Genomic DNA, 20,869 nt, shown 5'->3' with positions numbered 1-20,869 from the left:
TTACGCCGCCTCGCTCGTGCTGTACTCGGCGTAGCCGGAGGCTTCGAGCTCCAGCGCCAGCTCCTTGCCGCCCGACTTCACGATGCGGCCCTTCGACATCACGTGCACCACGTCGGGCACGATGTGGTTGAGGAGCCGCTGGTAGTGGGTGATGACCAGGAAGGAGCGGCCCTGCGCGCGCAGCGCGTTCACGCCCTCGGAGACGATGCGCAGCGCGTCGATGTCGAGGCCGGAATCGGTCTCGTCGAGGACGCAGAACTTCGGCTGCAGGAGCGCCATCTGCAGGATCTCCATGCGCTTCTTCTCGCCGCCGGAGAAGCCGACGTTGAGGGCGCGCTTGAGCATGTCCTTGTTGATCTCGAGCTTGTCGGCGGCCGCGTTGACCTGACGGATGAAGTCGGGGGTCGCGATCTCGCCCTCGCCGCGGGCCCGGCGCTGCGCGTTGAGGCAGGCCTTGAGGAAGGTCATCGTGCCGACGCCCGGGATCTCCAGCGGGTACTGGAAGGCCAGGAAGATGCCGGCGGCGGCGCGCGCGTCCGGATCCATCTCCAGCACGTTCTGCCCGTCGAGCAGGATCTCGCCGTCGAGGACCTCGTAGTCCTCCTTGCCGGCGATGACGTAGGAGAGCGTCGACTTGCCCGAGCCGTTCGGGCCCATGATGGCAGCGACCTCGCCGTCCTTCACCGTGAGGTTCAGGCCGTTCAGGATGCGGTTGTCCTCGATCTGCACGACGAGGTTCTTGATCTCAAGCATATCTTCGTAGTCCTGTTCGATTCCGGTCTCCCTCCCCCCTCTGCGGGGGAGGGTGGCCCCTGCGTCGGCAGGGGTCGGGAGAGGGGAGCGCCCTTTCCGGAGAGGATGCGCTGGGTGCCGCCTCCGGCCCCGTCGCGGTGCCCCTCTCCCGCCTCGCGTTCGCTCGGCACCCTCCCCCGCAGAGGGGGGAGGGAGAGGGCGTGCTACTGGCTGAACCGTCAGCCCACCGAGCCTTCGAGGCTGATCGAGATCAGCTTCTGGGCCTCCACCGCGAACTCCATCGGGAGCTGCTGCAGCACGTCGCGGACGAAGCCGTTGACGATGAGGGCGGTCGCCTCCTCCTCGGTCAGGCCGCGCTGCTGGCAGTAGAACATCTGGTCCTCGGAGATCTTCGAGGTGGTGGCCTCGTGCTCGAACACCGCGGACGCGTTCTTCGACTCGATGTAGGGCACGGTGTGCGCCCCGCACTGGTCGCCGATCAGGAGCGAGTCGCAATTGGTGAAGTTGCGCGCGCCCTTGGCCTTGCGGTGGGCCGAGACGAGCCCCCGGTAGGTGTTCTGCGAGCGCCCGGCCGAGATGCCCTTCGAGATGATCCGGCTGGTGGTGTTCTTGCCGAGGTGGATCATCTTGGTGCCGGAATCGACCTGCTGCATGCCGTTCGAGACCGCGATCGAGTAGAACTCGCCGCGGGACTCGTCGCCGCGCAGGATGCAGGACGGGTACTTCCAGGTGATGGCCGAGCCGGTCTCGACCTGCGTCCACGAGATCTTCGAGCGGGCGCCGCGGCAATCGCCGCGCTTGGTCACGAAGTTGTAGATGCCGCCCTTGCCCTCGTTGTCGCCGGGGTACCAGTTCTGGACGGTCGAGTACTTGATCTCGGCGTCGTCGAGCGCCACCAGCTCGACCACGGCCGCGTGGAGCTGGTTGTCGTCGCGCTTCGGGGCGGTGCAGCCCTCGAGATACGAGACGTAGGAGCCCTTGTCGGCGATGATCAGGGTGCGCTCGAACTGGCCGGTGTCGCGCTCGTTGATGCGGAAGTAGGTCGACAGCTCCATCGGGCAGCGCACGCCCGGCGGGATGTAGACGAACGAGCCGTCCGAGAACACGGCCGAGTTCAGCGTCGCGAAGAAGTTGTCGGTCACCGGCACGACCGAGCCGAGGTACTTCTTCACCAGGTCGGGGTACTCGTGCACGGCTTCCGAGATCGGCATGAAGATCACGCCGGCCTTGGAGAGCTCCTTCTTGAAGGTCGTCGCCACCGAGACCGAGTCGAACACGGCGTCGACCGCGACGCGGCGCTCGGGAGCGATGCCCTCCAGCACCTCGACCTCGCGGAGCGGGATGCCGAGCTTCTCGTAGGTCTTCAGGATCTCCGGATCGATCTCGTCGAGCGACATCGCGGCCGGGCGCTTGGGCGCGGCGTAGTAGTAGATGTTGTTGTAGTCCACGCGGTCGTAGGACACGCGCGCCCACTCGGGCTCCTTCATGGTGAGCCAGCGCCGATAGGCGTCGAGGCGCCACTCGAGCAGCCAGGCCGGCTCGTTCTTCTTGGCCGAGATGAAGCGGACCACGTCCTCGGAGAGCCCCTTCTCGGACTTCTCCATCTCGATCGTGGTCTCGAACCCGTACTTGTACTGGTCGAGGTCGATCGAGCGCACCCGATCGATGGTTTCCTGCACGGCAGGCATCAGCGTCTCCTAAGCATCTCCGGCGTCAAGGGCCGGGGCTGTCTCATGGATGGCGGCGGGAATACGGCTCAGGCCGCTTCCCCTCGCCGCTTATATAGGGTGCGGATCACCCGTTCGAAGGCGTGGAGGAAGCGGGTCACGTCCGCGTCCTCCGTATTCCAGCCGAGGCTGACCCGGAGCGCCCCGGCGGCGAGGGCCGGATCGACCCCCATCGCGGCGAGCACGGGGGAGCGCGCCACCTTGCCGGAGGCGCAGGCCGAGCCCGACGAGACCGCGACCCCGGCGAGGTCGAGGGCGATCAGCGCCGTCGGCGCGTCGAGCCTCGGCACCGCGAAGCTGAGGGTGTTCGGCAGCCGCGGCGCCCCCGCGCCGAACACCACCGTGCCGGGCGCGCGGTCGAGGACGTGCGCCTCCAGGCGGTCGCGCAGGGCGGAGAGCCGCGCCGCCTCCCCGTCCAGAGCCTCGGCCGCGATCTCGGCCGCCGCCCCGAGTCCGCACAGGGCGGGCAGCGCCTCGGTGCCGCAGCGCAGGCGCGCTTCCTGGCCGCCGCCCCGCACGAAGGCGTCCGCCAGCGTCACGCCCTCGGCGAGCACCAGCGCGCCGACGCCCTTCGGGGCCGCGAACTTGTGGCCGGAGAGGGTGAGCGCGTCGAGGCCGAGGGCGGCGAAATCCAACGGGATCTTGCCCACCGCCTGCACCGCGTCGCTGTGCACCAGGGCGGCGCCGTGGGTGCGCGCCAGGGCGACGACCGCGGCGAGGGGCTGGATCACCCCGGTCTCGTTGTTGGCGGCGTGGATCGAGATCAGCACCGGCTCCCCGGCGAGCGCCGCGAGGCGATGCGCGAGCGCGTCGAGGTCCAGCACCCCGTCCGGCGCCACGGGCAGCGTCTCCACCGCGTCGGCCGGGAAGCGATGGCCGGCCGAGACGCAGGGATGCTCGGTGGCCGAGATCAGCAGGCGGCGGGGCGCCTCCGTGCCGCGGCGTCGCAGGGCGCCGGAGAGCGCGGCATTGGCCGCCTCGGTGCCGCCGCTGGTGAACACGACCTGCGAGGGCCGCGCCCCGACCAGCCGCGCGAGCCCGGCCCGGGCCTCGTCGAGGGCGGCGCGGGCGGCGCGCCCCTCCCGATGGACCGAGGACGGGTTGCCGGGGAGCAGCAGCGCCCGCGCCACGGCCGCCGCCACCTCGGGACGAACCGGGGCGGTGGCGTTGTGGTCGAGATAGGCGCGGTCGAGGCTCATGCGAAGTCCGTTGCGGGGTCGGTCATCGGGTCGGCGGGCGACATTTCCTTGCTTTCGCACCCGGTCGTCGTGCTAAGGCCCCGCGGGAACCCGAGCCGAATGCCGAACTGCAGGTGCGCGAGCCGGCCGAATGCCGTCCCCCTGGACGGCGCAGGGCCGAGATACGATCTTTAGAATAGTTCTAATCGCCTAGAACCATTCTAAGCGCTTGTACGGCGCATGCGGGCCGAGTCAAGGCGCCGGGCCCGCGCGGCGCGGCGTGAGTCGGCTGGCGGCATTCGCGCCGGCCATAGGAGTCTGAGACGAACATGCCCGAGGTCATCTTCACGGGTCCCGCTGGCCGGCTGGAAGGCCGCTACCAGGCGCCCAAGAAGCGCGGCGCGCCGATCGCGATCGTGCTCCATCCGCATCCCCAGTTCGGGGGTACGATGAACAATCAAATTGTGTACAACTTGTTCTACACGTTCGCCAACCGCGGCTTCGCGGCCCTGCGCTTCAACTTCCGCGGGGTCGGGCGCAGCCAGGGCGCGTTCGATCACGGCTCGGGCGAGCTGTCGGACGCCGCCGCCGCGCTCGACTGGGTGCAGTCGGTCAACCCGGAGGCGAAGTCCTGCTGGATCGCAGGCGTCTCGTTCGGCTCCTGGATCGGCATGCAGCTATTGATGCGCCGCCCCGAGATCGAGGGCTTCATCTCGATCGCCGCGATGGCTAACCGCTACGACTTCACCTTCCTGGCGCCCTGCCCCTCTTCCGGCCTGTTCGTGCACGGCTCCGAGGACCGGGTCGCGCCCGCCCGCGAGGTGATGCCGGTGATCGAGAAGGTGAAGACCCAGAAGGGCGTCATCATCGAGCACCAGATGGTCGAGGGCGCCAACCACTTCTTCGACGGCAAGGTCGACGAGCTGACGCAGACGGTCGACACCTATCTCGACAAGCGCCTGGGCCGGAAGGACGAGGTGGCCTGAGAGACCTCCTGGGCCGGGACCCGGTCCCGGCCCGCGACCGTCCGATCCGGGGGCGGCCCGCACACTATGTCGCGGCGTGGACCACCGGCACCGCCGGCGCGCCCTCCCACTCCGAGTTCGCTGGGATCGATTCGCCCTTCATCACGATGGTGAGGGGGCGCAGCCGGGCGTAATCGCCGACCTTGGTGTCGTACAGCACCGTCGAGAAGGCGCCGACCGAGACGCCGCGGCCGACCTTGACCAGGCCGATCTTCATGATCCGGTCCTCGTAGAGATGGGTCTGGAGCGCCGAGGTCCGGTTGATCACCGAGAAGTCACCGATCTCGACGCAGTCGAACTCGGTGATGTCGGTGGTGAGCATGCAGACGCCCTCCCCGACCTTGACCCCGAACAGCCGCAGGGCCCAGGGCAGGAACGGCGTGCCCTGGAGATGCTCCAGCAGCACCTTGCCGGCGAGCCCCCAATAGGCCACCGCGATCGCCTCGGTCCGCATCGCCCACCACGACCACATCGGCTGCATGCCGGGCTTGTAGACGCCCATCAGCAGCCACTTCATGGCGATGACCGCGGAGGACTGGATCAGCGCGATCACCACGCTGACCGTGACGAAGCAGACGGCCAGCCCCCACCAGTCGCGCTCGAGGATCGCCGGGTAGAAGTACCAGTCGATCGCGGTGATCGCGAGGGTGATGTAGAGCATCGGCGAGAACGAGGTCGCGAAGGCCTCGAAGATGCCGCGCCGGACCTTCGGCCACAGCCCGGGCTCGTAGGTCTGGGCGAGCGAGCCGAGATCGACGCGCTGGCGCGCGGGCAGACGGATCGGCGGCGAGCCGAACCACGTCTCGCCGGGATGCATCGCCGCGTTCTCCGGCGGCTTCGACTTGATGCCGATCAGCACGTCGTCCGGGATGTCGGCGCCGGGGGGCACCACGGCGTCGTTGCCGATGAAGACCCGGGCGCCGGTCCGGGCCGGCGCGAGGTGCATCCAGCCGCGCCGGATCTCCTCCTCGCCGTACACCACCTCGTCGGCCACGAAGTTGCGGGCGCCGATCTCGGCGAGGTCGTAGCGGCCCGCGAGGTTCGTCGAGATCTCCGCCCCCTGGCCCATCCGGGTGCCCATCAGACGGTACCAGGCCCGCATGTAGACGGTGGCGAAGAGGGAGGAGAGCGTCTCCAGCGTCACCTCGACGGCGAGCGCGAGCGACCATTTCCGCAGGTAGAACCAGGAATGGACCGAGTGGGTGCCCGAGCGCGTCCGCGGCAGCACCAGCCAGCGGATGCCCGCGATCAGCAGCACCGTGCCGGCCGTCATCAGCATGGCGGTGGGCCATGTCAGCAGCGGCAGGTACCAGTGGTAGTCGACGTCGGTGAGGTCGCCCAGCGAATCCGAGATCTGGTCGAAGATGAAGAAGGCCGGGAAGATCGGCAGCAGGCCGACCGCCGGGATCGCCGCGAGAAGCGCCACGTAGATCGCCAGGAACAGGGCCCGGCGACCCGGTGCGGCCTCCGCCGGCGCGGGCAGCTCGGACGGGTCCGCCGTCCCGACCTTGCGGCCGGGCGAGCCGTCCCAGCGCTCGGCCGCCCCGACCCGTGTGCCGGCCGGGATCGTGGTCAGGTCGGCGATCTCGGCATGGTCGCCGATCACCGCGTCGTGGCTGATGACGCAGGAGGTGCCGACCGCCGCGTCCGCCCCGATCGACACCGAGCCGATGACGAGCTCGTTGCCCACCACCTCGGCGTTGGCGATCACGAGCCGGCCGCCGAGCGAGGCGCCCGCCCCGATGCTGAGGAGGTCCGGCGCGCCGACCTCGATGTCCGAGATGAGGGCATCGCGCCCGATGCTGGCGCCCATCAGCCGCAGGTAGATGGCGATGGCGGGCGAGCCCTGGAGCCATTTCACGTGGACGAGCGGGGCGAGGCGCTGCGCGAGCCACCAGCGGTAGTAATAGGCGCCCCAGAGCGGGTAGCGGCCGGGCTTCGTCCGTCCGAGCACCAGCCATTTGCCGGCGACCGCGATGCAGGCGGTGACCGCGTTGATGCCGACATAGACGAGGAGCAGCACCGCGAGCTCGCCGAAGAAGCCGAGCCCGCCGCCCGTCAGCAGCAGGTAGGTCACGAAGATGCCCAGCCACTGGGCGGTGGCGAGCGCGATGATGAACGGCAGCGCCACCGCCTGCGCGAGGCCGCAGAGCGCCCGGCGCAGCAGCGGGGGCGGCGCGAAGGAGAGATCGCGGATGGCGGCTTCCGTGCCGACGCCGCCGCTGCGCGCGATCAGCGCGTCGGACATCGCCCGCAGGGAGCGCAGGCCGTAGACGTCCTGCAGGGTGATGGCGGCGAGGGCCGGCACCTCGCGCACCGCCGAGACGAAGCGGGCGGCGAGCAGCGAGTGGCCCCCGAGGTCGGCGAAGAAGTCGCCGGCGAGGTCGAGGGGCTGGTTGCCGAAGATCTGCTTGGCGGCGGCGAGCAGGGCCGCCTCGGTCTCGTTGGCCGGCGGCTCCTGGTCGGCGTCGGCCGCCACGATGGTCAGCGGCGCGATCCGCAGCGCCTTGCGGTCGACCTTGCCGGAGGTGAGGCGCGGCAGCGTCTCGACCGCCTCGTAATGGCCCGGCACCATGTAGGGCGGCATCTGTCCGGAGAGCGTGCGGCGCAGCTCGGCCCGGTCGATCGCGTGGCCGCGCTCGGGCACCAGGAAGGCCACGAGCCGGTCGACGCCGTCGTCGGCACGCAGCACCACGGCCGCCTGGTTGATCCCCGCCTGCGCCCGGATCCGGGACTCGATCTCGCCGAGCTCGACCCGGAAGCCCCGGACCTTGACCTGATCGTCGATGCGGCCGTGGAACAGGATGTTGCCGGCCTCGTCCATCGAGACCGCGTCGCCCGAGCGGTAGAGCACCGGATCGATGCCGCCGGCGGCGAAGGGGTTCGCCACGAACTTCTCGGCCGTCAGCTCCGGCCGCTGCAGGTAGCCCGCCGCGACCCCGGGGCCGCCGATGAGCAACTCGCCCTGCTGGCCGCGCCCGAGCAGGGCGAGGCCCTCGTCCGCCACGTAGACGGAATAGTTCGCGATCGGCCCGCCGATGGTCACGGGCTCGCCCGCCCGCATCTCGGCGGCGGTGGCCACCACCGTCGCCTCGGTCGGTCCGTAGGTGTTGAAGAGCTGGCGCGCGGGCGTGGCCCAGCGCGCGACCAAGGGCTCGGGCAGCGCCTCGCCGCCGAGCAGCACGAGCCGCACCCGCGGCAGGTCGCCGGAGATCATGGCGAGCAGCGTCGGCACCGTGTCGAGCACCGTCACGCCCGCCGCCGCGATGATCCCGGGCAGGGCCTCGACGTCGCCCATCATGGCGGGCGAGGCCACGAACAGCGTCGCGCCCACGAGGTAGGGGACCCAGATCTCCTCCATCGAGAGATCGAAGGCGACGGAGGCGCCCTGGAACACCACGTCGTCCTGCCGCATGCCGTAGAGGGCGTTGGCCGAGCGCAGGAAGTGGCAGATGTTGGCGTGGCTGATCACGATGCCCTTGGGCATTCCGGTCGAGCCCGAGGTGTAGATCAGGTAGGCCGGGTGCTCCCGCGTCAGCCCGGCCGCGCGCGGATCCGGGACGGGAGCGTCGGCGGGCGCGCCCGCCAGGAGCGCGGCCTCGGTGAGCGCCGGCGCGGCGTCGGGGGCGCCCGATGCCAGCGTCTCGGAGACGAGCAGGGCCCGGGCCTCCGCGTCGCGCAGGCACACGCCGACGCGCTCGGCCGGCGCCTCGGCGTCGAAGGGGAGCCAGGCCGCGCCCGACAGGGTGATGCCGATCTGGGCGATCAGCAGATCGGGCCCGCGCGCCATCCAGAGGCCGACGACGTGGCCCGGCCCGATGCCGCGGTGGCCGAGCGCGGCGGCGATGCGCTCGGCGCGGGCGAGGACCTCGGCGTAGCTGAGGCTGGGGTGATGGCCGTCCGGCCCGGTGGAGGCCCCGTCGATCAGAGCCGGATGCCCGCCCCTGGCGCGCACCGTCTCGCGGAAGATCTCCGCCAGCACCTCGTCGCGGATCAGGTCTGGCCGGGCGGGACCGTGCAGCACGGCGCGGTCGGACCGTGTCCCGGTCCGATTGGCCTCGGGCCGGGTCTTCTCGGCGAGACTGCTCATCCGCTGCTCCGCTGCCGGCTCCGTTCCGGGTCATGACCCGGCGCCGTAGATTCCCCGATCACGCCGTTTCCGGGGCAGGCGCCCGGAGATAGGCCGGAGCGCGAGAATGCACCATACCAAGTCCGGTTGAATCGCGGTTGAACGGATCCCGGCCTCAAGCCCAGCGCCAGCCGGCCTCGTCGAGGACCAGGACATGGCCCTGGCGCACGGCGATGCGGGGCGCGGCCTGCACGTCGAGATGGCCGAGCGCCACGAGCAGCGCCCGGGCGACGCCGCCGTGGGCGACCATCACGGTCGTGGGTCCGAGATCGGCGAGGACCGGGGCGACGCGCTCGGTCAGCATGGCGTAGCTCTCGGCCGATTCGCCCGGCGGGCGGTAGGTCCAGCGGGCGCGGTCGCGCGCGGCGGCGCCGGCCGGGTCGCGGCGGCGGATCTCGGCCCAGGTCGAGCCCTCCCAGGCGCCGAAATTGATCTCCTTCAGGCGCGGGTCGAGGCGGTAGGCCGCCGGGTCGAGCCCGAGCCGGTCGCGCAGGATCTCCATGGTGCGGCGGGTCCGGGTGAGCGGGCTCGCCACGAAATCCGCCTCCGCCAGCGCCGGCCCGGCGGTCGCGCGCAGGCGCTCCCCGACGCCCGCCGCCTGCTCCGCTCCGAGGGGGTTGAGGTCCACGTCGCGCTGGCCCTGCAGGCGCCCCTCGGCGTTCCAGCCGGTCTGGCCGTGCCGGATGAAGTAGATCGTCCGCCCGCGCCTCACGCGCCGCACCCGCTGCGATCGGAACGGCGCGTCCTTCCGGTCGTTGCCAAGCTCACGTCTCCTCTGCTCGATGGCGGGTGCGGGCCCATTCGGGCCCAGCCGCGATCTACGACGAGAATTTCATGCCGAAGAAGCACGCCCGGCGCCGCTCCGCCCAGGCCGGCGACCATTCTCCCGTGACAAAGCCGCACGGATCCTCAGAGGGGAGCGACCATCCGCCCTCCGTTTCGCGCTGGGTCGGGGCAGCCTCCGGGATCGAGGCGCGCCGCGACGGCGCCTGGGCGGAGATCGCGCCGGTCCGAGCGGCCGAGGGGATCGTGCGGGTCGAGCCCGGCCGCCCGTTCCGCCTCGGCGAGGTCGACCCGGACGCGGATGGCGGGCTCGACAAGGAGGCCGGCAAGGCCGCGCTCGCGGCCGAGCACGCCCGCATCCGCCGCCTGCAGGAGCGGCTCTACGCCGAGCGGCGCCGCAGCCTGCTGATCGTGCTCCAGGCGATCGACACCGGCGGCAAGGACGGCACCATCCGGGCGGTGCTGGAGGGGGTGAATCCGCAGGGCTGCACGGTGGCGTCGTTCAAGGTGCCGAGCGCCGAGGAGCTCGATCACGATTTCCTCTGGCGCTACCATGCCCGGGCCCCCGCACGGGGCATGATCGGGGTGTTCAACCGCAGCCATTACGAGGACGTGCTGGTGGTGCGGGTGAAGGGCCTCGTCCCCGAACCGATCTGGCGCAGCCGCTACGACCTCATCAACGATTTCGAGCGGCTGATGACGGCGACCGGAACGACGGTGCTGAAGTTCTTCCTGCACATCTCCAAGGCCGAGCAGAAGGAGCGGCTCGAGGCCCGCATCGCCGATCCGGAGAAGCACTGGAAGTTCGACCCCGCCGATCTCGTCGAGCGGAAATCCTGGGACGCCTACCAGACCGCCTTCAACGACGCGCTGAACGCCTGCTCGACGCCGCAGGCGCCCTGGCTCGTGGTGCCCGCCAACCGCAAATGGTTCCGCAACCTCGTCGTGGCCCGGACCATCGCCGACACGCTGGAGGCGATGGATCCGCAATTTCCCGAGGCCGCGAAGGGGATCCAGGACCTGACGGTGCCGGACTGATCCGGCGTCCCCGGTCGACGCGCGCCGCGCGACGGCCCGCGCGCGTCGATCTTGCTGGCCTCGGGGGAGACCCGCACAAGGGGGAGATCGGTCCGATTGAGAGAATCGTCCCATGCATACCGTGCGCGAGATCACCGCGGCCGGTTACCGCTCCCTGCGCCACATCCGCTTCCCGGTCGGGCCGCTCGGCGTCTTCATCGGGGGCAACGGCGTCGGCAAGACCAACCTCTACCGCGCCCTCGAACGGCTGCAATCGGCGGCCTTGGGCACGCTGACGCGCGACGTGGCGGCCGAGGGCGGGATGGACTCCGCGCTCTGGGCCGGCAAGCGCGGCAAGGGCGCGCCAGCGCGGATCCGCCTCGCGGTCGGCCTGAGGAACGACGAGGCCGGCCACGATCATCTCTACGAGGTGGAGATCGGGCTCGTTCCCCAAACCAGGGACGGGTTCGGCGGCGTCACGGTGCTGGGTGCCGGATTCGCCCAGGAACCGCAGGTGAAGCTCGAGCGGCTCACCCTCACCGCCGGCCGCAGACCCGTCGTCATGCTCGGGCGCGACGGTGCGTCGGGCTTCGTGCGCGACGAGGAGGGGCGCAAGCGCGATCTCGGGACCGGCCTGCTCGCGACGGAGACGGCGCTGGCCGCCATGCAGGACGCCCTGCGCTTCCCCGAGATCCAGCTCGTCCGCCAAGCGATGACGGCGTGGCGCTTCCACCACGATTTCCGCACGGATGCCGGCTCACCCCTGCGCAGGCCCTGTCTCGCGGTGACGACGCCGACGCTGGCCTCGGACGGCGCCGACCTCGCCGCCGTCTTCGCGACCCTCCGGCACATCCGCCAGGACACCGCCGATCTCGATGCCGCGATCGACCACGCCTTTCCGGGCGCGCGCCTCGCGGTGCCCGAGCCGGGGCGGAATGCGAGCTTCGGCCTGATCTTTCCCGATTATCCCAAGCGCGTCTTCGAGGCCTCCGAACTGTCGGACGGCACCCTGCGCTTCCTGGCCCTCGCCGGCGCCCTGCTGGCCTACCGCCTGCCGCCGTTCCTCGCGCTGAACGAGCCCGAGACGAGCCTGCATCCCGATCTGCTGGATCCGCTCGCCCGGATGATCGCGCGGGCCGCCCGCAGGACGCAGGTCTGGCTCGTCACGCATTCCGAGCGCCTCGCGGCGGCGCTCGCGCGGGAGGCCGGGGCGCGCCCGCACGTGGTGATCAAGCGGGCGGGCGAGACCTGGATCGAAGGATTGCGGCTCGCCGGCGATTTCGGCGACGCGGACGACTGACCGACCTCAATCCTTGTCGAGGCTGAGGTCGGGCGCCTCGGGATTCTTCATGCCGACGACGTGGTAGCCGGCGTCGACGTGCAGGATCTCGCCCGTCATGCCGCGGGACATGTCGGAGACGAGGTAGGCCGCCGTCTCGCCGACCTCGTCGATCGTCACGGTCCGGCGGAGCGGAGCGTTGTACTCGTTCCACTTCAGGATGTAGCGGAAATCGCCGATGCCGGAGGCGGCCAGCGTCTTGATCGGGCCCGCCGAGATCGCGTTCACGCGGATGTTGCCGGGGCCGAGATCGGCCGCGAGATAGCGCACCGACGCCTCCAGCGCGGCCTTGGCCACGCCCATGACGTTGTAGTGCGGCATCCACTTCTCGGCGCCGTAATAGGTCAGCGTCAGGAGCGAGCCGCCGTTGCCCATCAGCTTCTCGGCCCGCTGGGCGATCGCCGTGAAGGAGTAGCAGGAGATCAGCAGCGACTTGGTGAAGTTGCCCTCGCTGGTCTCGATGTAGCGACCGGTGAGCTCGTCCTTGTCCGAGAAGGCGATGCAGTGGACGACGAAGTCGATGCCCTCGGGGAAGACCCGCGCGGCCTCGGCGAAGACCGCGTCGATCGAGGCCGGGTCGGTGACGTCGCAATGGCCGATCACGTGGGCGTCGAGCTCGCGCGCCAGCGGCTCCACCCGCTTCTTCAGGGCGTCGCCCTGGTAGGTGAAGGCGAGCTGCGCGCCGTGGGCGTGCACGCTCTTGGCGATGCCCCAGGCGATCGATCGGCTGTTGGCGACGCCGAGCACGACGCCGCGCTTGCCGGCGAGCAAACCGGTTCCCTGGGTGGGTCCCCCGCGATCCGCACCCGCGCCGTTATCCGCCATGATTCACCAGACCTTGCCGCCGCCGCCCACCCGCGGCGGTCCCGCCCGCAGGGGCGAGGCCGCCCGCGTGCCGCGAGCCTCCTTAGCGGAGGCGGGCCGATGACGGAAGCCTCGCCCCGTGCACCCGGAAACGCTCCGGTGCCCGCTTTCCGCCGGATCAGGCCGCGCGGGCGGCGCGGCGCGCGCGGGCGAATTCGGTTAGCGCCGCCTCGTCGGCCGCCGGCAGGACGATCGCCGTCGTGGCGAACAGGTCGCCGCGGCTGCCGTCCTTCTTCGGAAGGCCCTTGCCGCGCAGACGGAAGGTGCGGCCCGAACTCGTCATGGCCGGCATCTTCATCTCGACGGCCCCCGTCAGCGTCGGCACCCGGATGGTGCCGCCGAGGATCGCCTCCTCGAGGGGCACCTCGACACTGGTGCGCAGATCGGCGCCCTCCACGGTGAAGCGCGGATGCGGCTGGATCCGGATGGTCAGCAGCGCGTCGCCGGGCTCGGCGCGCGGTCCGCCCGGATGGCCGAGGCCGCGCAGGCGGATCGTCTGCCCGTCGACGACGCCCCTGGGCACCATCACGTCGACCTCGCGCCCGCTCGGCAGGGAGAGGCGGAGCTTCTCCTCGCTGGCGACCTGCTCCAGGGTGACGCTGAGCTCGGCCGCGACGTCGTCGCCGCGCGCGGGCTGGCGCTGGAAGCCGCCGGGCCCGGCGCCGCCCGCCCGGAAGGCTTCGCCGAAGATGTGCGAGAAGATGTCCTCGCCCATCCCGCCGCCCATGCCGCCGCCGCGCGCGCGGCCGCCGAGGTCGAAGTCGAACCCGCCCCCGCGGCCGCCGCCGCCGAAGCCCTCGAAGCCGGTGGCGCGCGGCTTGCCGTTGGCATCGATCTCGCCGCGATCGAATTGCTTGCGCTTGTCGGTGTCGCCGATGATCTCGTAGGCGGAATTCGCCTCGGAGAAGCGGTCCTTCGCCTTGGCGTCGTCCTTGTTGCGGTCGGGATGGTAGGCCTTGGCGAGCTTGCGGTAGGCCTTCTTGATGTCGGCCTCGCTCGCGTCCTTGGGGACGCCCAGCACGTCGTAGGGATTGCGCATCGGTTTCTGAGACTTGCCTGTCGTGCACCGTCGCCGGGTCGGCGATCTCGACCCGGATGTGGTGCGTGTGTTGCATCCCTGCAACGGATCTGCGCGCAAAACTCGGCGCGATCCGCGGTCCCGTCAAGCGGGGATGCGGTCAGGCCGGTTTGGCCGGGCGCAGGCGCTGCAATTCCCAGGCGCCGCCCGAGGGCCGGCAGCCCGTGCCGCGCACGAAGCGGCTGCGCGCCGGCGCGATCACCGAGGCCAGGAAATCGCGGCAGATCAGGTCGTTCTCGACGTAGGGCAGGCCCGTCGGGTTGACCGTGCCGCGCAGGCTCGTCTCCGGGTTGTCCCATCGCACCGGCTTGCCGTTGCCCTGCGGATCGAGGGCGACGGCGAGCGCGGCCCGGGCACGGCGCCAATCCTCGTCCCCGAGATCCGGGCCGAAGCTCGAGGGGCGCTTGGCGATGCTGCCGGTCTCCGTCGGCTCCGGCACGGGCGGGGGCTCCGCCTCGGCCTGATTGCGGAACACCAGGAGCGGCTGGCTGCAGCCTCCCAGCACCGCCAGAGCGCCGAGGCCCGCCAGGAGCGGGGCCAGGATATGCGCGGCGGGCCGGCGAACGGGCCGCACGCCGCAACTCGGGACTTTACACGCGCGACGACGCATTACACCTCAACCCACGACCGTGCGGGGCCCCACTGCTGGCCCCACATCGGTTGCCCCCGACCCGGTTGCCGCAAGCGAGGACTAAGCCGTGGACGCGTTAAGGATCGGTGATGCGCCCGATGGGGCGGTGTCCGACTTCACCCTGAGCGAGGATCCGTTCGCGCTCTTCTCCGCCTGGATGACGGAGGCGGAGGCCTCCGAGCCCGAGGACGCGAACGCCATGGCGCTCGCCACCGCCGGCAGCGACGGGCTGCCCGACGTGCGGATGGTGCTGCTCAAGGGCTTCGACGCGCGGGGCTTCGTCTTCTACACGAATGTCGAGTCGATGAAGGGCGAGGAGCTGGCGCAGAACCCGCAGGCCGCCCTGGTGCTCCACTGGAAAAGCCTGCGCCGCCAGGTCCGCGCCCGCGGCCCCGTGACGCGGGTCACGGCCGAGGAGGCGGACGCCTATTTCGCGAGCCGGCACCGCGACAGCCGCATCGGCGCCCATGCGAGCCGCCAGTCGCGTCCGCTCGCCGACCGCGCCACGCTGCTGGCGGAGGTGGCCGACCTCGCCGCGCGCTACGAGAACCAGCCGGTGCCGCGGCCCGAGAACTGGACGGGCTTCCGCATCGCGCCCGTCAGCATCGAGTTCTGGCAGAACGGCGATTACCGCCTGCACGACCGGGTGCGCTTCACCCGCGACGGGGCGGGCTGGGCGCGCGCGCGTCTCTATCCCTAGGCGGAGGATTCCGCCCGAGGCGGAGGCCCGTGGTCCTGGGTGGTCCCCCCTGCCCTCGGCGGACCGCCCGAGGCGGAGCCGCCCCGGACGATCACGGGATCAGCGGCTTCAGCGGCGGCTCCGCCCCGTCCGGCAGGGCGGTGCGGGCCACGTTCATCGTCATGGCGAGCAGCGCGTAGTAGCCGTTGATGCCCGCGAGATCGATCGCGCCGCGCTCGCCGAAGCGCGCCACGACGGCCGCGTAGGTGGGGTCGCTCACCGCGCGGTTCGTCTGCAGCTCGGTCGAGAAGGCGTAGACGATCGCCTCGTCGGGCGTCATCGTCTCGGGGCGGCGGCCCTCGGCGATCGCCTGCGCGGTCTCGGGCGCCACGCCCGCCTTCAGGGCGATCGGGTGATGGATGTGCCACTCGAGCTGCTGGCTCCAGGCGCGGGCGACGAGCAGGATGGCGAACTCGCTCAGGGCCAGCGGCAGGGCGCTGCCGTAGCGCAGGTAGAGCCCCATCTCGCTCGCGCGCATCATCAGGTCGGGGCTGCGCAGCAGGGGCACGAATGGCCCGAAGACCGGGGTGCCGCGGCTCGACAGGAAGGCCGCGGCGGCCGTGCGCTGCTCCGGGCTCAGCGCGGCCTCCGGGATCTCGGGTAGGCGGTCCGTCGGCCTGTCGTCCATCTGGGATCTCCCGGCGGCGCCTGCCGCGCCGCGGCCCTCGGCAAAGCGTACCCACCGGGCCCGGGTCAAGGGCCCCGATCCCGCGCGCCCGCCTGCTGCAGCGCAACGGCGACCCTGGATTTTCACCCCCGCACCGCTTAGACCACAGGGCGCGGCCGGGCCTGCGCGCGCCGGCGGACGGCGCGGCCTGCCGGCAGCCGTGGATCGAAGCGAGGCACGGCCGTGGCCCAAAGCAATGAACGCCGCAGGATCATGCTCCTCACGGGGGCGAGCCGCGGCATCGGCCACGCCACCGTGAAGCGGTTCTCCGCGGCCGGCTGGCGCGTGATCACCTGCTCGCGCCACCCCTTCCCGGAGAACTGCCCCTGGGAGATGGGCCCCGAGGATCACCTCCAGGTCGATCTCTCCGACGCCGAGGACACGGTGCGCGGCGTGCGCGAGGTGGCCGAGCGCCTCGCCGCCGAGGGCGGCGTGCTGCACGCCCTCGTCAACAACGCCGGCATCTCGCCCAAGGGCCCGGGGGGCGAGCGGCTGGGGGCCATCGGCACGGTCTTCCCCGACTGGCAGCGGGTGTTCCAAGTCAATTTCTTCGCCCCGATCCTCCTGGCGCAGGGCCTGCGGGACGAACTCGCCCGGGCCAAGGGCTCGATCGTCAACGTCACCTCCATCGCGGGGTCGCGCGTCCATCCCTTCGCGGGGGCGGCCTACGGCACCTCGAAGGCGGCGCTCGCCGGGCTCACCCGCGAGATGGCCGCGGATTTCGGCCCGCTCGGCGTGCGGGTGAACGCCATCTCGCCCGGCGAGATCGACACCTCGATCCTGTCGCCCGGCACCGAGAAGATGGTCGAGCAGATTCCGCAGCGCCGCCTCGGCACCCCGGACGAGGTCGCCAAGGCGATCTACTTCCTGTGCACCGAGGCCTCCTCCTACGTGAACGGGGCCGAGCTTCACATCAACGGCGGCCAGCATGTCTGACGCCTTGCGGCGGAGCGCGCTCGCCCTCGGCCTGTCTCTCGCCTGGGGGGCTCCCGCCCGCGCCGAGCCCGCGGTGACGATCCTCGACCTGCCCTTCCGGGTCACCGCGATGCGCGGACCGGCGAGCGAGGTCGCGGTCGCCGTGGCGACCTCCGGCCTGCTGCCGCTCGCCCGGCCGAAACCCGGCGATCCGGCTCCCGAGGCGGGTGAGGAGGAGCGCGCCCCGGTGGTCGTGGTCTGGGGCGAGGGCGGCGGCGCGGCCCTCGGCCTCGGCGACGGCGCGATCCGCACCACCCTTCTCGGCGCCGAGGCGATCGAGGGGCTGGCCGCCGCCGAGACGCCGCGCGGCGCCCTGCCCGGCTCGCGCCGCGCCCTGTCGGGCGCCTTGAGCGCCTATCTGACCGGGCCGACCCGGGCGGACGGCAGCTCGGGTGCGGCGGGCCTGACCATCCGCGAGCGCCAGCCGATGGCGGTGAGCGCCGAGCCCAAGCCCGTCCCGATCACCACCGTCACGGTCGCGCCCGGGCCGGATTCCGTGTTCGCCGCCGCCCGCCCGCGGGCCCTGCGCCTCGGCGGCCGGCCGGCCTTCCTCGCGGCGACGCTCAGCGGCGATGCGGGCGGCCTCGCGCTGATCGGCCGCCGCGAGGGCGGGCCGGCCGAGTGGTCCGTCCTGGCCCGCAGCCCGGCCATTCCGGGCGGTCCCTCCAAGATCGCCGCGCTCGCCGCCTTCACCGCAGCCGGCGCGACCCAGGCCGCGACGGTGCGGTCCGACGGCCTGCTTCAGGTCTGGACGCTCGCCCCCGACGCCCTCTCGCTCGCCGTCGAGGCGCCGGGCTACGCCGCCGGCCCGGCGGAGGCGGACCTCGCCGCCCCCGTCGAGCCGGAGCGCGACGGTCCCGCCGATCTCGCCCTGCCGGTGGCGGGAGGCGGCGCGCTGGCCCTGGTCTCCCTCGACGGCGGCGTCCGCGAGGTGATGCGCGCCGCCCTCCCCGCTCCCGCCGCGACCGGGATCGCCGCCCTCGGACGCGGGCCGCGCGCGCTGCTCCTCGTCGGCCTCGCCGACGGGCGCGTCGCCGTCGTGGCGCCGGACGGTGCCAAGCCTTGATGGGTGCGAAGCGGTGAGCGGTCCCGAGATTCCGAGCGTCCCCGAGGTGGCGAGCCGCCCCGAGAGCGGCAGCGGCCCTGAGACGCGCCTCTTCCCGGTGCGCCCCTTCGTCGGCGCCTCGATCGCGGTGATCCGGGATGGCCGGGTGCTGCTCGCCGCCCGCGCGAACGAGCCGATGCGCGGCGTCTGGACCCTGCCCGGCGGTCTGGTCGAGGCCGGCGAGACGCTGGCCGGCGCGGCGTTGCGGGAATTGCGCGAGGAAGTCGGGCTCGAGGCCGTGGTCGTCGGCGTTCTCTCTCCCACAGAGATCATCGAGCGCGCCCCGGACGGCCGGACCCGGCACCATTACGTCGTCCACCCGCACGCGGCGCTCTGGCGCGGCGGCGAGCCTGCGCCGAGCCCGGAGGCGCTGGCGGTGCGCTGGGCCCGCCTCGACGAGGTGGCCGACCTCGCCACCACGCCCGGCCTCGTCGACACCCTGGCCGAGGCGTTCGCCCGCGTCGTCGCCCTGGAACCGGCTCCGTGAGCGGCGGACGAGGCCCGACCCTCCGGCTCGGCACGCTCGGCCTCGGCCTCCTCCTGGGCGCGGCGCTCGTCGCGCCGGGCCTCGCCCAGCAGCCGCGCGGCGGCCGACCGGCCCAGAAGCCGGCCGAGAAGGAGGCGCCCGCTCCGGCGCCGCCGCCCGACCAGCCCGCGCCCTACGACCGCGACCTGATGCGCCTCTCCGAGATCATCGGATCCCTCGCCTTCCTGCGCAGCCTCTGCGCCGCCCCGGACGCGGCGGAGTGGACGAACCGGATGAAGGCGCTGATCGATGCGGAGGGCGTCACCCCCGCCCGCCGCGACCGGCTCGCCGGCGCGTTCAACCGGGGCTACCGCGGCTACGCCGTGACCTACCGGGTCTGCACGCCGTCGGCCCAGGAGGCTGCCTCCCGCTTCGTGGCGGAAGGCGAGCGCCTGTCCCACGGCCTGGCCGGACGCTTCGGGGGATGAGCGCGCGAATCCACCCGATGATGCCGATCCGCCACAGGTGCGCACCATCCGGGAAAACCCTGCAAATCGACCGGTCGCGTTAACCCCTTCGCAATTCCCGGCTGGCCCGTCCGCCCGGAGCCGCCTATCATCCTCGTCGAACGCCGGGCTTCAGGCCCGGCGCGAAGGATGTGACGTGCCATGCTCAACACTTCTCAGACTGCCCCGATCGAGGCCGATGTGGAGGAGAAGCGCGTCGCGTTGAGCTACGTCTCGGAAGCCTTCGCCGAGGGCTGTCTCGACGGGCTGGACGCCGATTGCATGGCGCAGGCGGCGCTCTTCGCCGCCTTCCAAGAACTCGTCACCACCTATGGCGAGGAAGCCACCGCCCGCTACGCCGAGGGTTTCCCCGAGCGCATCCGCGGCGGCGCCTTCACCACGACACTGCATCACTGACGGGTCGAGCCGGAGGGATGTCCCCGCCACGACCCCGGTCGATCCGGCTCCCGCCGGATCGGCGCCTCAGCGCGGGCTCGCGAGCGATTCCTCGAACACCACGGGCTCACCGCGCCCCGGTGCGGTGAGCGCGCCCTCCCACATCACGCGGGTGCCACGCACTACGGTGCCCACCGGCCAGCCGGTGACGGCGACACCGTCGTAGGGTGTCCAGCCGCATTTTGAGGCGATCCAGCCGTTGCGGATGGTCTCGCGCCGCTTCAGGTCGACCACCGTCACGTCCGCGTCGTAGCCGACCGCGAGCCGGCCCTTCCGGGCGATCCCGAACAGGCGCTTCGGCCCAGCGCTCGTCAGGTCGACGAAGCGGGCGAGCGAGAGCCGGCCTGCCGCGACGTGGTCGAGCATGATCGGCACCAGCGTCTGCACCCCGGTCATGCCCGAGGGCGAATCCGGGTAGGGCTTGGCCTTCTCCTCCAGGGTGTGCGGCGCGTGATCCGAGCCGAGCACGTCGGCGATGCCCTGGCTCAGCCCGCGCCAGATGCCGTCGCGATGGGCGGCGTCGCGCACCGGGGGGTTCATCTGCACCAGCGTGCCGAGGCGTGGGTAGGCCTCGGTGCCGTCGAGCGTGAGGTGATGCGGCGTCACCTCGCAGGAGACCAGATCCTTGTGGGCGGCGAGCACCGCCATCTCGTCCTGCGTCGAGATGTGCAGGATGTGGATGCGCGCGCCCGTCTCCTGCGCCAGCGCCACGAGGCGCCGCGTCGCCTTCAGGGCGACCTCCGGCGAGCGCCAGACCGGGTGGGAGGACGGGTCGCCCGGCACCCGCAGATCCTTGCGCGCCCGCAGCATCGGCTCGTCCTCGGCGTGGAAGGCGGCGCGTCGGCGGATGCGCTGCAGGATGGCGCGCACGCCCGCATCGTCCTCGACGAGGAGCGCCCCCGTCGACGATCCGATGAAGATCTTGATGCCGGCCGAGCCCGGCAGGCGCTCCAGCTCGGCCACCTGCTCCACGTTCTCGTGCGTGCCCCCGACCCAGAAGGCGAAGTCGCAATGCATCCGGTGATGCGCGCGGGCGACCTTGTCGGCGAGCGTCTCGCGGGTCGTGGTCAGGGGGTTGGTGTTCGGCATCTCGAACACCGCCGTGACACCGCCCATCACCGCGGCGCGGGAACCCGATTCGAGGTCCTCCTTGTGGTCGAGGCCGGGCTCGCGGAAATGCACCTGGCTGTCGATCACGCCGGGCAGGAGGTGCAGCCCCGTGCAATCCTGCCGCTCGCGGGCCGGCGCGGCGGCGAGATCGCCGATGGCCGCGATGCGCCCGTCCCGGATGCCGAGATCCGCGGCGTGCGCACCGTCCTGATTCACCACCGTGCCGCCCGTGAGCACGAGATCGAGGGGCTGGTCTGCGCGCGGGTCCATGCGGGGCTCCGGATCGGGCGAGGGCGTGCCGCCCTCGGTTGAGGCCGTGTC

At 71.9% G+C, this 20,869-nt stretch carries 19 protein-coding genes; 9 read left to right on the top strand and 10 right to left on the bottom strand.

Annotated elements, in window-relative coordinates:
- The 3 genes from sufC to ACS5RC_RS12845 form a co-directional block, all read right to left on the bottom strand.
- Window positions 1–753, bottom strand: coding sequence for a Fe-S cluster assembly ATPase SufC (sufC, locus tag ACS5RC_RS12855; RefSeq protein WP_478344250.1), 753 nt, complete (start codon window positions 751–753; stop codon window positions 1–3).
- Window positions 754–971: 218 nt separating this feature from the next.
- The gene (gene sufB / locus ACS5RC_RS12850; protein ID WP_478344249.1) at window positions 972–2,441 is read right to left on the bottom strand and encodes a Fe-S cluster assembly protein SufB; all 1,470 of its coding nucleotides are present in this window, start codon (window positions 2,439–2,441) and stop codon (window positions 972–974) included.
- 68 nt (window positions 2,442–2,509) lie between these two features.
- The gene (locus ACS5RC_RS12845) at window positions 2,510–3,679 is read right to left on the bottom strand and encodes a cysteine desulfurase family protein (RefSeq protein ID WP_478344248.1); all 1,170 of its coding nucleotides are present in this window, start codon (window positions 3,677–3,679) and stop codon (window positions 2,510–2,512) included.
- A gap of 308 nt (window positions 3,680–3,987) precedes the next feature.
- Here ACS5RC_RS12845 and ACS5RC_RS12840 point away from each other — a divergent pair, with 308 nt between their 5' ends.
- The gene (locus tag ACS5RC_RS12840) at window positions 3,988–4,644 is read left to right on the top strand and encodes an alpha/beta hydrolase (RefSeq protein ID WP_478344247.1); all 657 of its coding nucleotides are present in this window, start codon (window positions 3,988–3,990) and stop codon (window positions 4,642–4,644) included.
- Between the two features lie 64 nt (window positions 4,645–4,708).
- On the opposite strand, the gene ACS5RC_RS12835 is transcribed toward ACS5RC_RS12840, so the two are convergent.
- Window positions 4,709–8,773 (bottom strand): Pls/PosA family non-ribosomal peptide synthetase, encoded by a 4,065-nt coding sequence (locus ACS5RC_RS12835; protein WP_478344246.1) that lies wholly within the window; start codon window positions 8,771–8,773, stop codon window positions 4,709–4,711.
- A gap of 154 nt (window positions 8,774–8,927) precedes the next feature.
- Window positions 8,928–9,533 (bottom strand): histidine phosphatase family protein, encoded by a 606-nt coding sequence (locus tag ACS5RC_RS12830; protein ID WP_478344245.1) that lies wholly within the window; start codon window positions 9,531–9,533, stop codon window positions 8,928–8,930.
- Window positions 9,534–9,646: 113 nt separating this feature from the next.
- Here ACS5RC_RS12830 and ACS5RC_RS12825 point away from each other — a divergent pair, with 113 nt between their 5' ends.
- Both ACS5RC_RS12825 and ACS5RC_RS12820 read left to right on the top strand, forming a co-directional pair.
- Entirely contained in the window at window positions 9,647–10,633 is a 987-nt protein-coding gene (locus ACS5RC_RS12825; RefSeq protein ID WP_478344244.1) for a polyphosphate kinase 2 family protein, read from the top strand.
- Between the two features lie 112 nt (window positions 10,634–10,745).
- Window positions 10,746–11,912 carry an AAA family ATPase gene (locus ACS5RC_RS12820; protein ID WP_478344243.1) on the top strand — a complete coding sequence of 389 codons (1,167 nt, stop codon included), beginning with the start codon at window positions 10,746–10,748 and terminating at the stop codon, window positions 11,910–11,912.
- A 6-nt stretch (window positions 11,913–11,918) separates the two neighbouring features.
- On the opposite strand, the gene fabI is transcribed toward ACS5RC_RS12820, so the two are convergent.
- The 3 genes from fabI to ACS5RC_RS12805 all read right to left on the bottom strand — a co-directional run bounded on the left by fabI (window position 11,919) and on the right by ACS5RC_RS12805 (window position 14,503).
- On the bottom strand, window positions 11,919–12,776 hold the full coding sequence (fabI, locus tag ACS5RC_RS12815; RefSeq protein ID WP_478344242.1) for an enoyl-ACP reductase FabI: 858 nt from the start codon (window positions 12,774–12,776) through the stop codon (window positions 11,919–11,921).
- Window positions 12,777–12,933: 157 nt separating this feature from the next.
- Window positions 12,934–13,854 (bottom strand): DnaJ C-terminal domain-containing protein, encoded by a 921-nt coding sequence (locus ACS5RC_RS12810; protein ID WP_478344241.1) that lies wholly within the window; start codon window positions 13,852–13,854, stop codon window positions 12,934–12,936.
- A 139-nt stretch (window positions 13,855–13,993) separates the two neighbouring features.
- Window positions 13,994–14,503 carry an RT0821/Lpp0805 family surface protein gene (locus ACS5RC_RS12805; RefSeq protein ID WP_478344240.1) on the bottom strand — a complete coding sequence of 170 codons (510 nt, stop codon included), beginning with the start codon at window positions 14,501–14,503 and terminating at the stop codon, window positions 13,994–13,996.
- Between the two features lie 88 nt (window positions 14,504–14,591).
- Here ACS5RC_RS12805 and pdxH point away from each other — a divergent pair, with 88 nt between their 5' ends.
- A complete protein-coding gene (pdxH, locus tag ACS5RC_RS12800; protein WP_478344239.1) occupies window positions 14,592–15,224 on the top strand; it encodes a pyridoxamine 5'-phosphate oxidase in 633 nt (210 codons plus the stop codon).
- Between the two features lie 91 nt (window positions 15,225–15,315).
- Here the strand turns inward: pdxH and ACS5RC_RS12795 are convergent, their stop codons facing one another.
- On the bottom strand, window positions 15,316–15,891 hold the full coding sequence (locus tag ACS5RC_RS12795) for a carboxymuconolactone decarboxylase family protein (RefSeq protein WP_478344238.1): 576 nt from the start codon (window positions 15,889–15,891) through the stop codon (window positions 15,316–15,318).
- Window positions 15,892–16,143: 252 nt separating this feature from the next.
- Here ACS5RC_RS12795 and ACS5RC_RS12790 point away from each other — a divergent pair, with 252 nt between their 5' ends.
- The 5 genes from ACS5RC_RS12790 to ACS5RC_RS12770 all read left to right on the top strand — a co-directional run bounded on the left by ACS5RC_RS12790 (window position 16,144) and on the right by ACS5RC_RS12770 (window position 19,399).
- Complete coding sequence (locus ACS5RC_RS12790; protein WP_478344237.1) at window positions 16,144–16,866, top strand: SDR family NAD(P)-dependent oxidoreductase; 723 nt, start codon at window positions 16,144–16,146, stop codon at window positions 16,864–16,866.
- Window positions 16,859–17,971: a hypothetical protein gene (locus ACS5RC_RS12785; RefSeq protein ID WP_478344236.1), complete on the top strand. Its 1,113-nt coding sequence runs from the start codon at window positions 16,859–16,861 to the stop codon at window positions 17,969–17,971. The genes ACS5RC_RS12790 and ACS5RC_RS12785 overlap by 8 nt, the downstream gene beginning before the upstream one ends.
- A gap of 46 nt (window positions 17,972–18,017) precedes the next feature.
- On the top strand, window positions 18,018–18,497 hold the full coding sequence (locus tag ACS5RC_RS12780) for an NUDIX hydrolase (RefSeq protein WP_478344361.1): 480 nt from the start codon (window positions 18,018–18,020) through the stop codon (window positions 18,495–18,497).
- A gap of 53 nt (window positions 18,498–18,550) precedes the next feature.
- On the top strand, window positions 18,551–18,964 hold the full coding sequence (locus ACS5RC_RS12775) for a TIGR02301 family protein (protein WP_478344360.1): 414 nt from the start codon (window positions 18,551–18,553) through the stop codon (window positions 18,962–18,964).
- 180 nt (window positions 18,965–19,144) lie between these two features.
- Complete coding sequence (locus ACS5RC_RS12770; protein ID WP_478344235.1) at window positions 19,145–19,399, top strand: hypothetical protein; 255 nt, start codon at window positions 19,145–19,147, stop codon at window positions 19,397–19,399.
- A 66-nt stretch (window positions 19,400–19,465) separates the two neighbouring features.
- Here the strand turns inward: ACS5RC_RS12770 and ACS5RC_RS12765 are convergent, their stop codons facing one another.
- Window positions 19,466–20,818 carry a dihydroorotase gene (locus tag ACS5RC_RS12765; protein ID WP_478344234.1) on the bottom strand — a complete coding sequence of 451 codons (1,353 nt, stop codon included), beginning with the start codon at window positions 20,816–20,818 and terminating at the stop codon, window positions 19,466–19,468.
- Between the last annotated feature and the right edge of the window lie 51 nt (window positions 20,819–20,869).

The sequence above is a fragment of the Methylobacterium sp. HJ2 genome, assembly GCF_056431005.1.
This window is presented reverse-complemented; position numbering and strand designations above follow the sequence as displayed.

Excerpts from the sequence above, each read along its gene's own strand:
- sufC (WP_478344250.1), bottom strand. The coding sequence starts at position 753 with ATGCTTGAGATCAAGAACCTCGTCGTGCAGATCGAGGACAACCGCATC.
- sufB (WP_478344249.1), bottom strand. The coding sequence starts at position 2,441 with ATGCCTGCCGTGCAGGAAACCATCGATCGGGTGCGCTCGATCGACCTC.
- ACS5RC_RS12845 (WP_478344248.1), bottom strand. The coding sequence starts at position 3,679 with ATGAGCCTCGACCGCGCCTATCTCGACCACAACGCCACCGCCCCGGTT.
- ACS5RC_RS12840 (WP_478344247.1), top strand. The coding sequence starts at position 3,988 with ATGCCCGAGGTCATCTTCACGGGTCCCGCTGGCCGGCTGGAAGGCCGC.
- ACS5RC_RS12835 (WP_478344246.1), bottom strand. The coding sequence starts at position 8,773 with ATGAGCAGTCTCGCCGAGAAGACCCGGCCCGAGGCCAATCGGACCGGG.
- ACS5RC_RS12825 (WP_478344244.1), top strand. The coding sequence starts at position 9,647 with ATGCCGAAGAAGCACGCCCGGCGCCGCTCCGCCCAGGCCGGCGACCAT.
- ACS5RC_RS12820 (WP_478344243.1), top strand. The coding sequence starts at position 10,746 with ATGCATACCGTGCGCGAGATCACCGCGGCCGGTTACCGCTCCCTGCGC.
- fabI (WP_478344242.1), bottom strand. The coding sequence starts at position 12,776 with ATGGCGGATAACGGCGCGGGTGCGGATCGCGGGGGACCCACCCAGGGA.
- ACS5RC_RS12810 (WP_478344241.1), bottom strand. The coding sequence starts at position 13,854 with ATGCGCAATCCCTACGACGTGCTGGGCGTCCCCAAGGACGCGAGCGAG.
- ACS5RC_RS12805 (WP_478344240.1), bottom strand. The coding sequence starts at position 14,503 with ATGCGTCGTCGCGCGTGTAAAGTCCCGAGTTGCGGCGTGCGGCCCGTT.
- ACS5RC_RS12795 (WP_478344238.1), bottom strand. The coding sequence starts at position 15,891 with ATGGACGACAGGCCGACGGACCGCCTACCCGAGATCCCGGAGGCCGCG.
- ACS5RC_RS12790 (WP_478344237.1), top strand. The coding sequence starts at position 16,144 with ATGCTCCTCACGGGGGCGAGCCGCGGCATCGGCCACGCCACCGTGAAG.
- ACS5RC_RS12785 (WP_478344236.1), top strand. The coding sequence starts at position 16,859 with ATGTCTGACGCCTTGCGGCGGAGCGCGCTCGCCCTCGGCCTGTCTCTC.
- ACS5RC_RS12770 (WP_478344235.1), top strand. The coding sequence starts at position 19,145 with ATGCTCAACACTTCTCAGACTGCCCCGATCGAGGCCGATGTGGAGGAG.
- ACS5RC_RS12765 (WP_478344234.1), bottom strand. The coding sequence starts at position 20,818 with ATGGACCCGCGCGCAGACCAGCCCCTCGATCTCGTGCTCACGGGCGGC.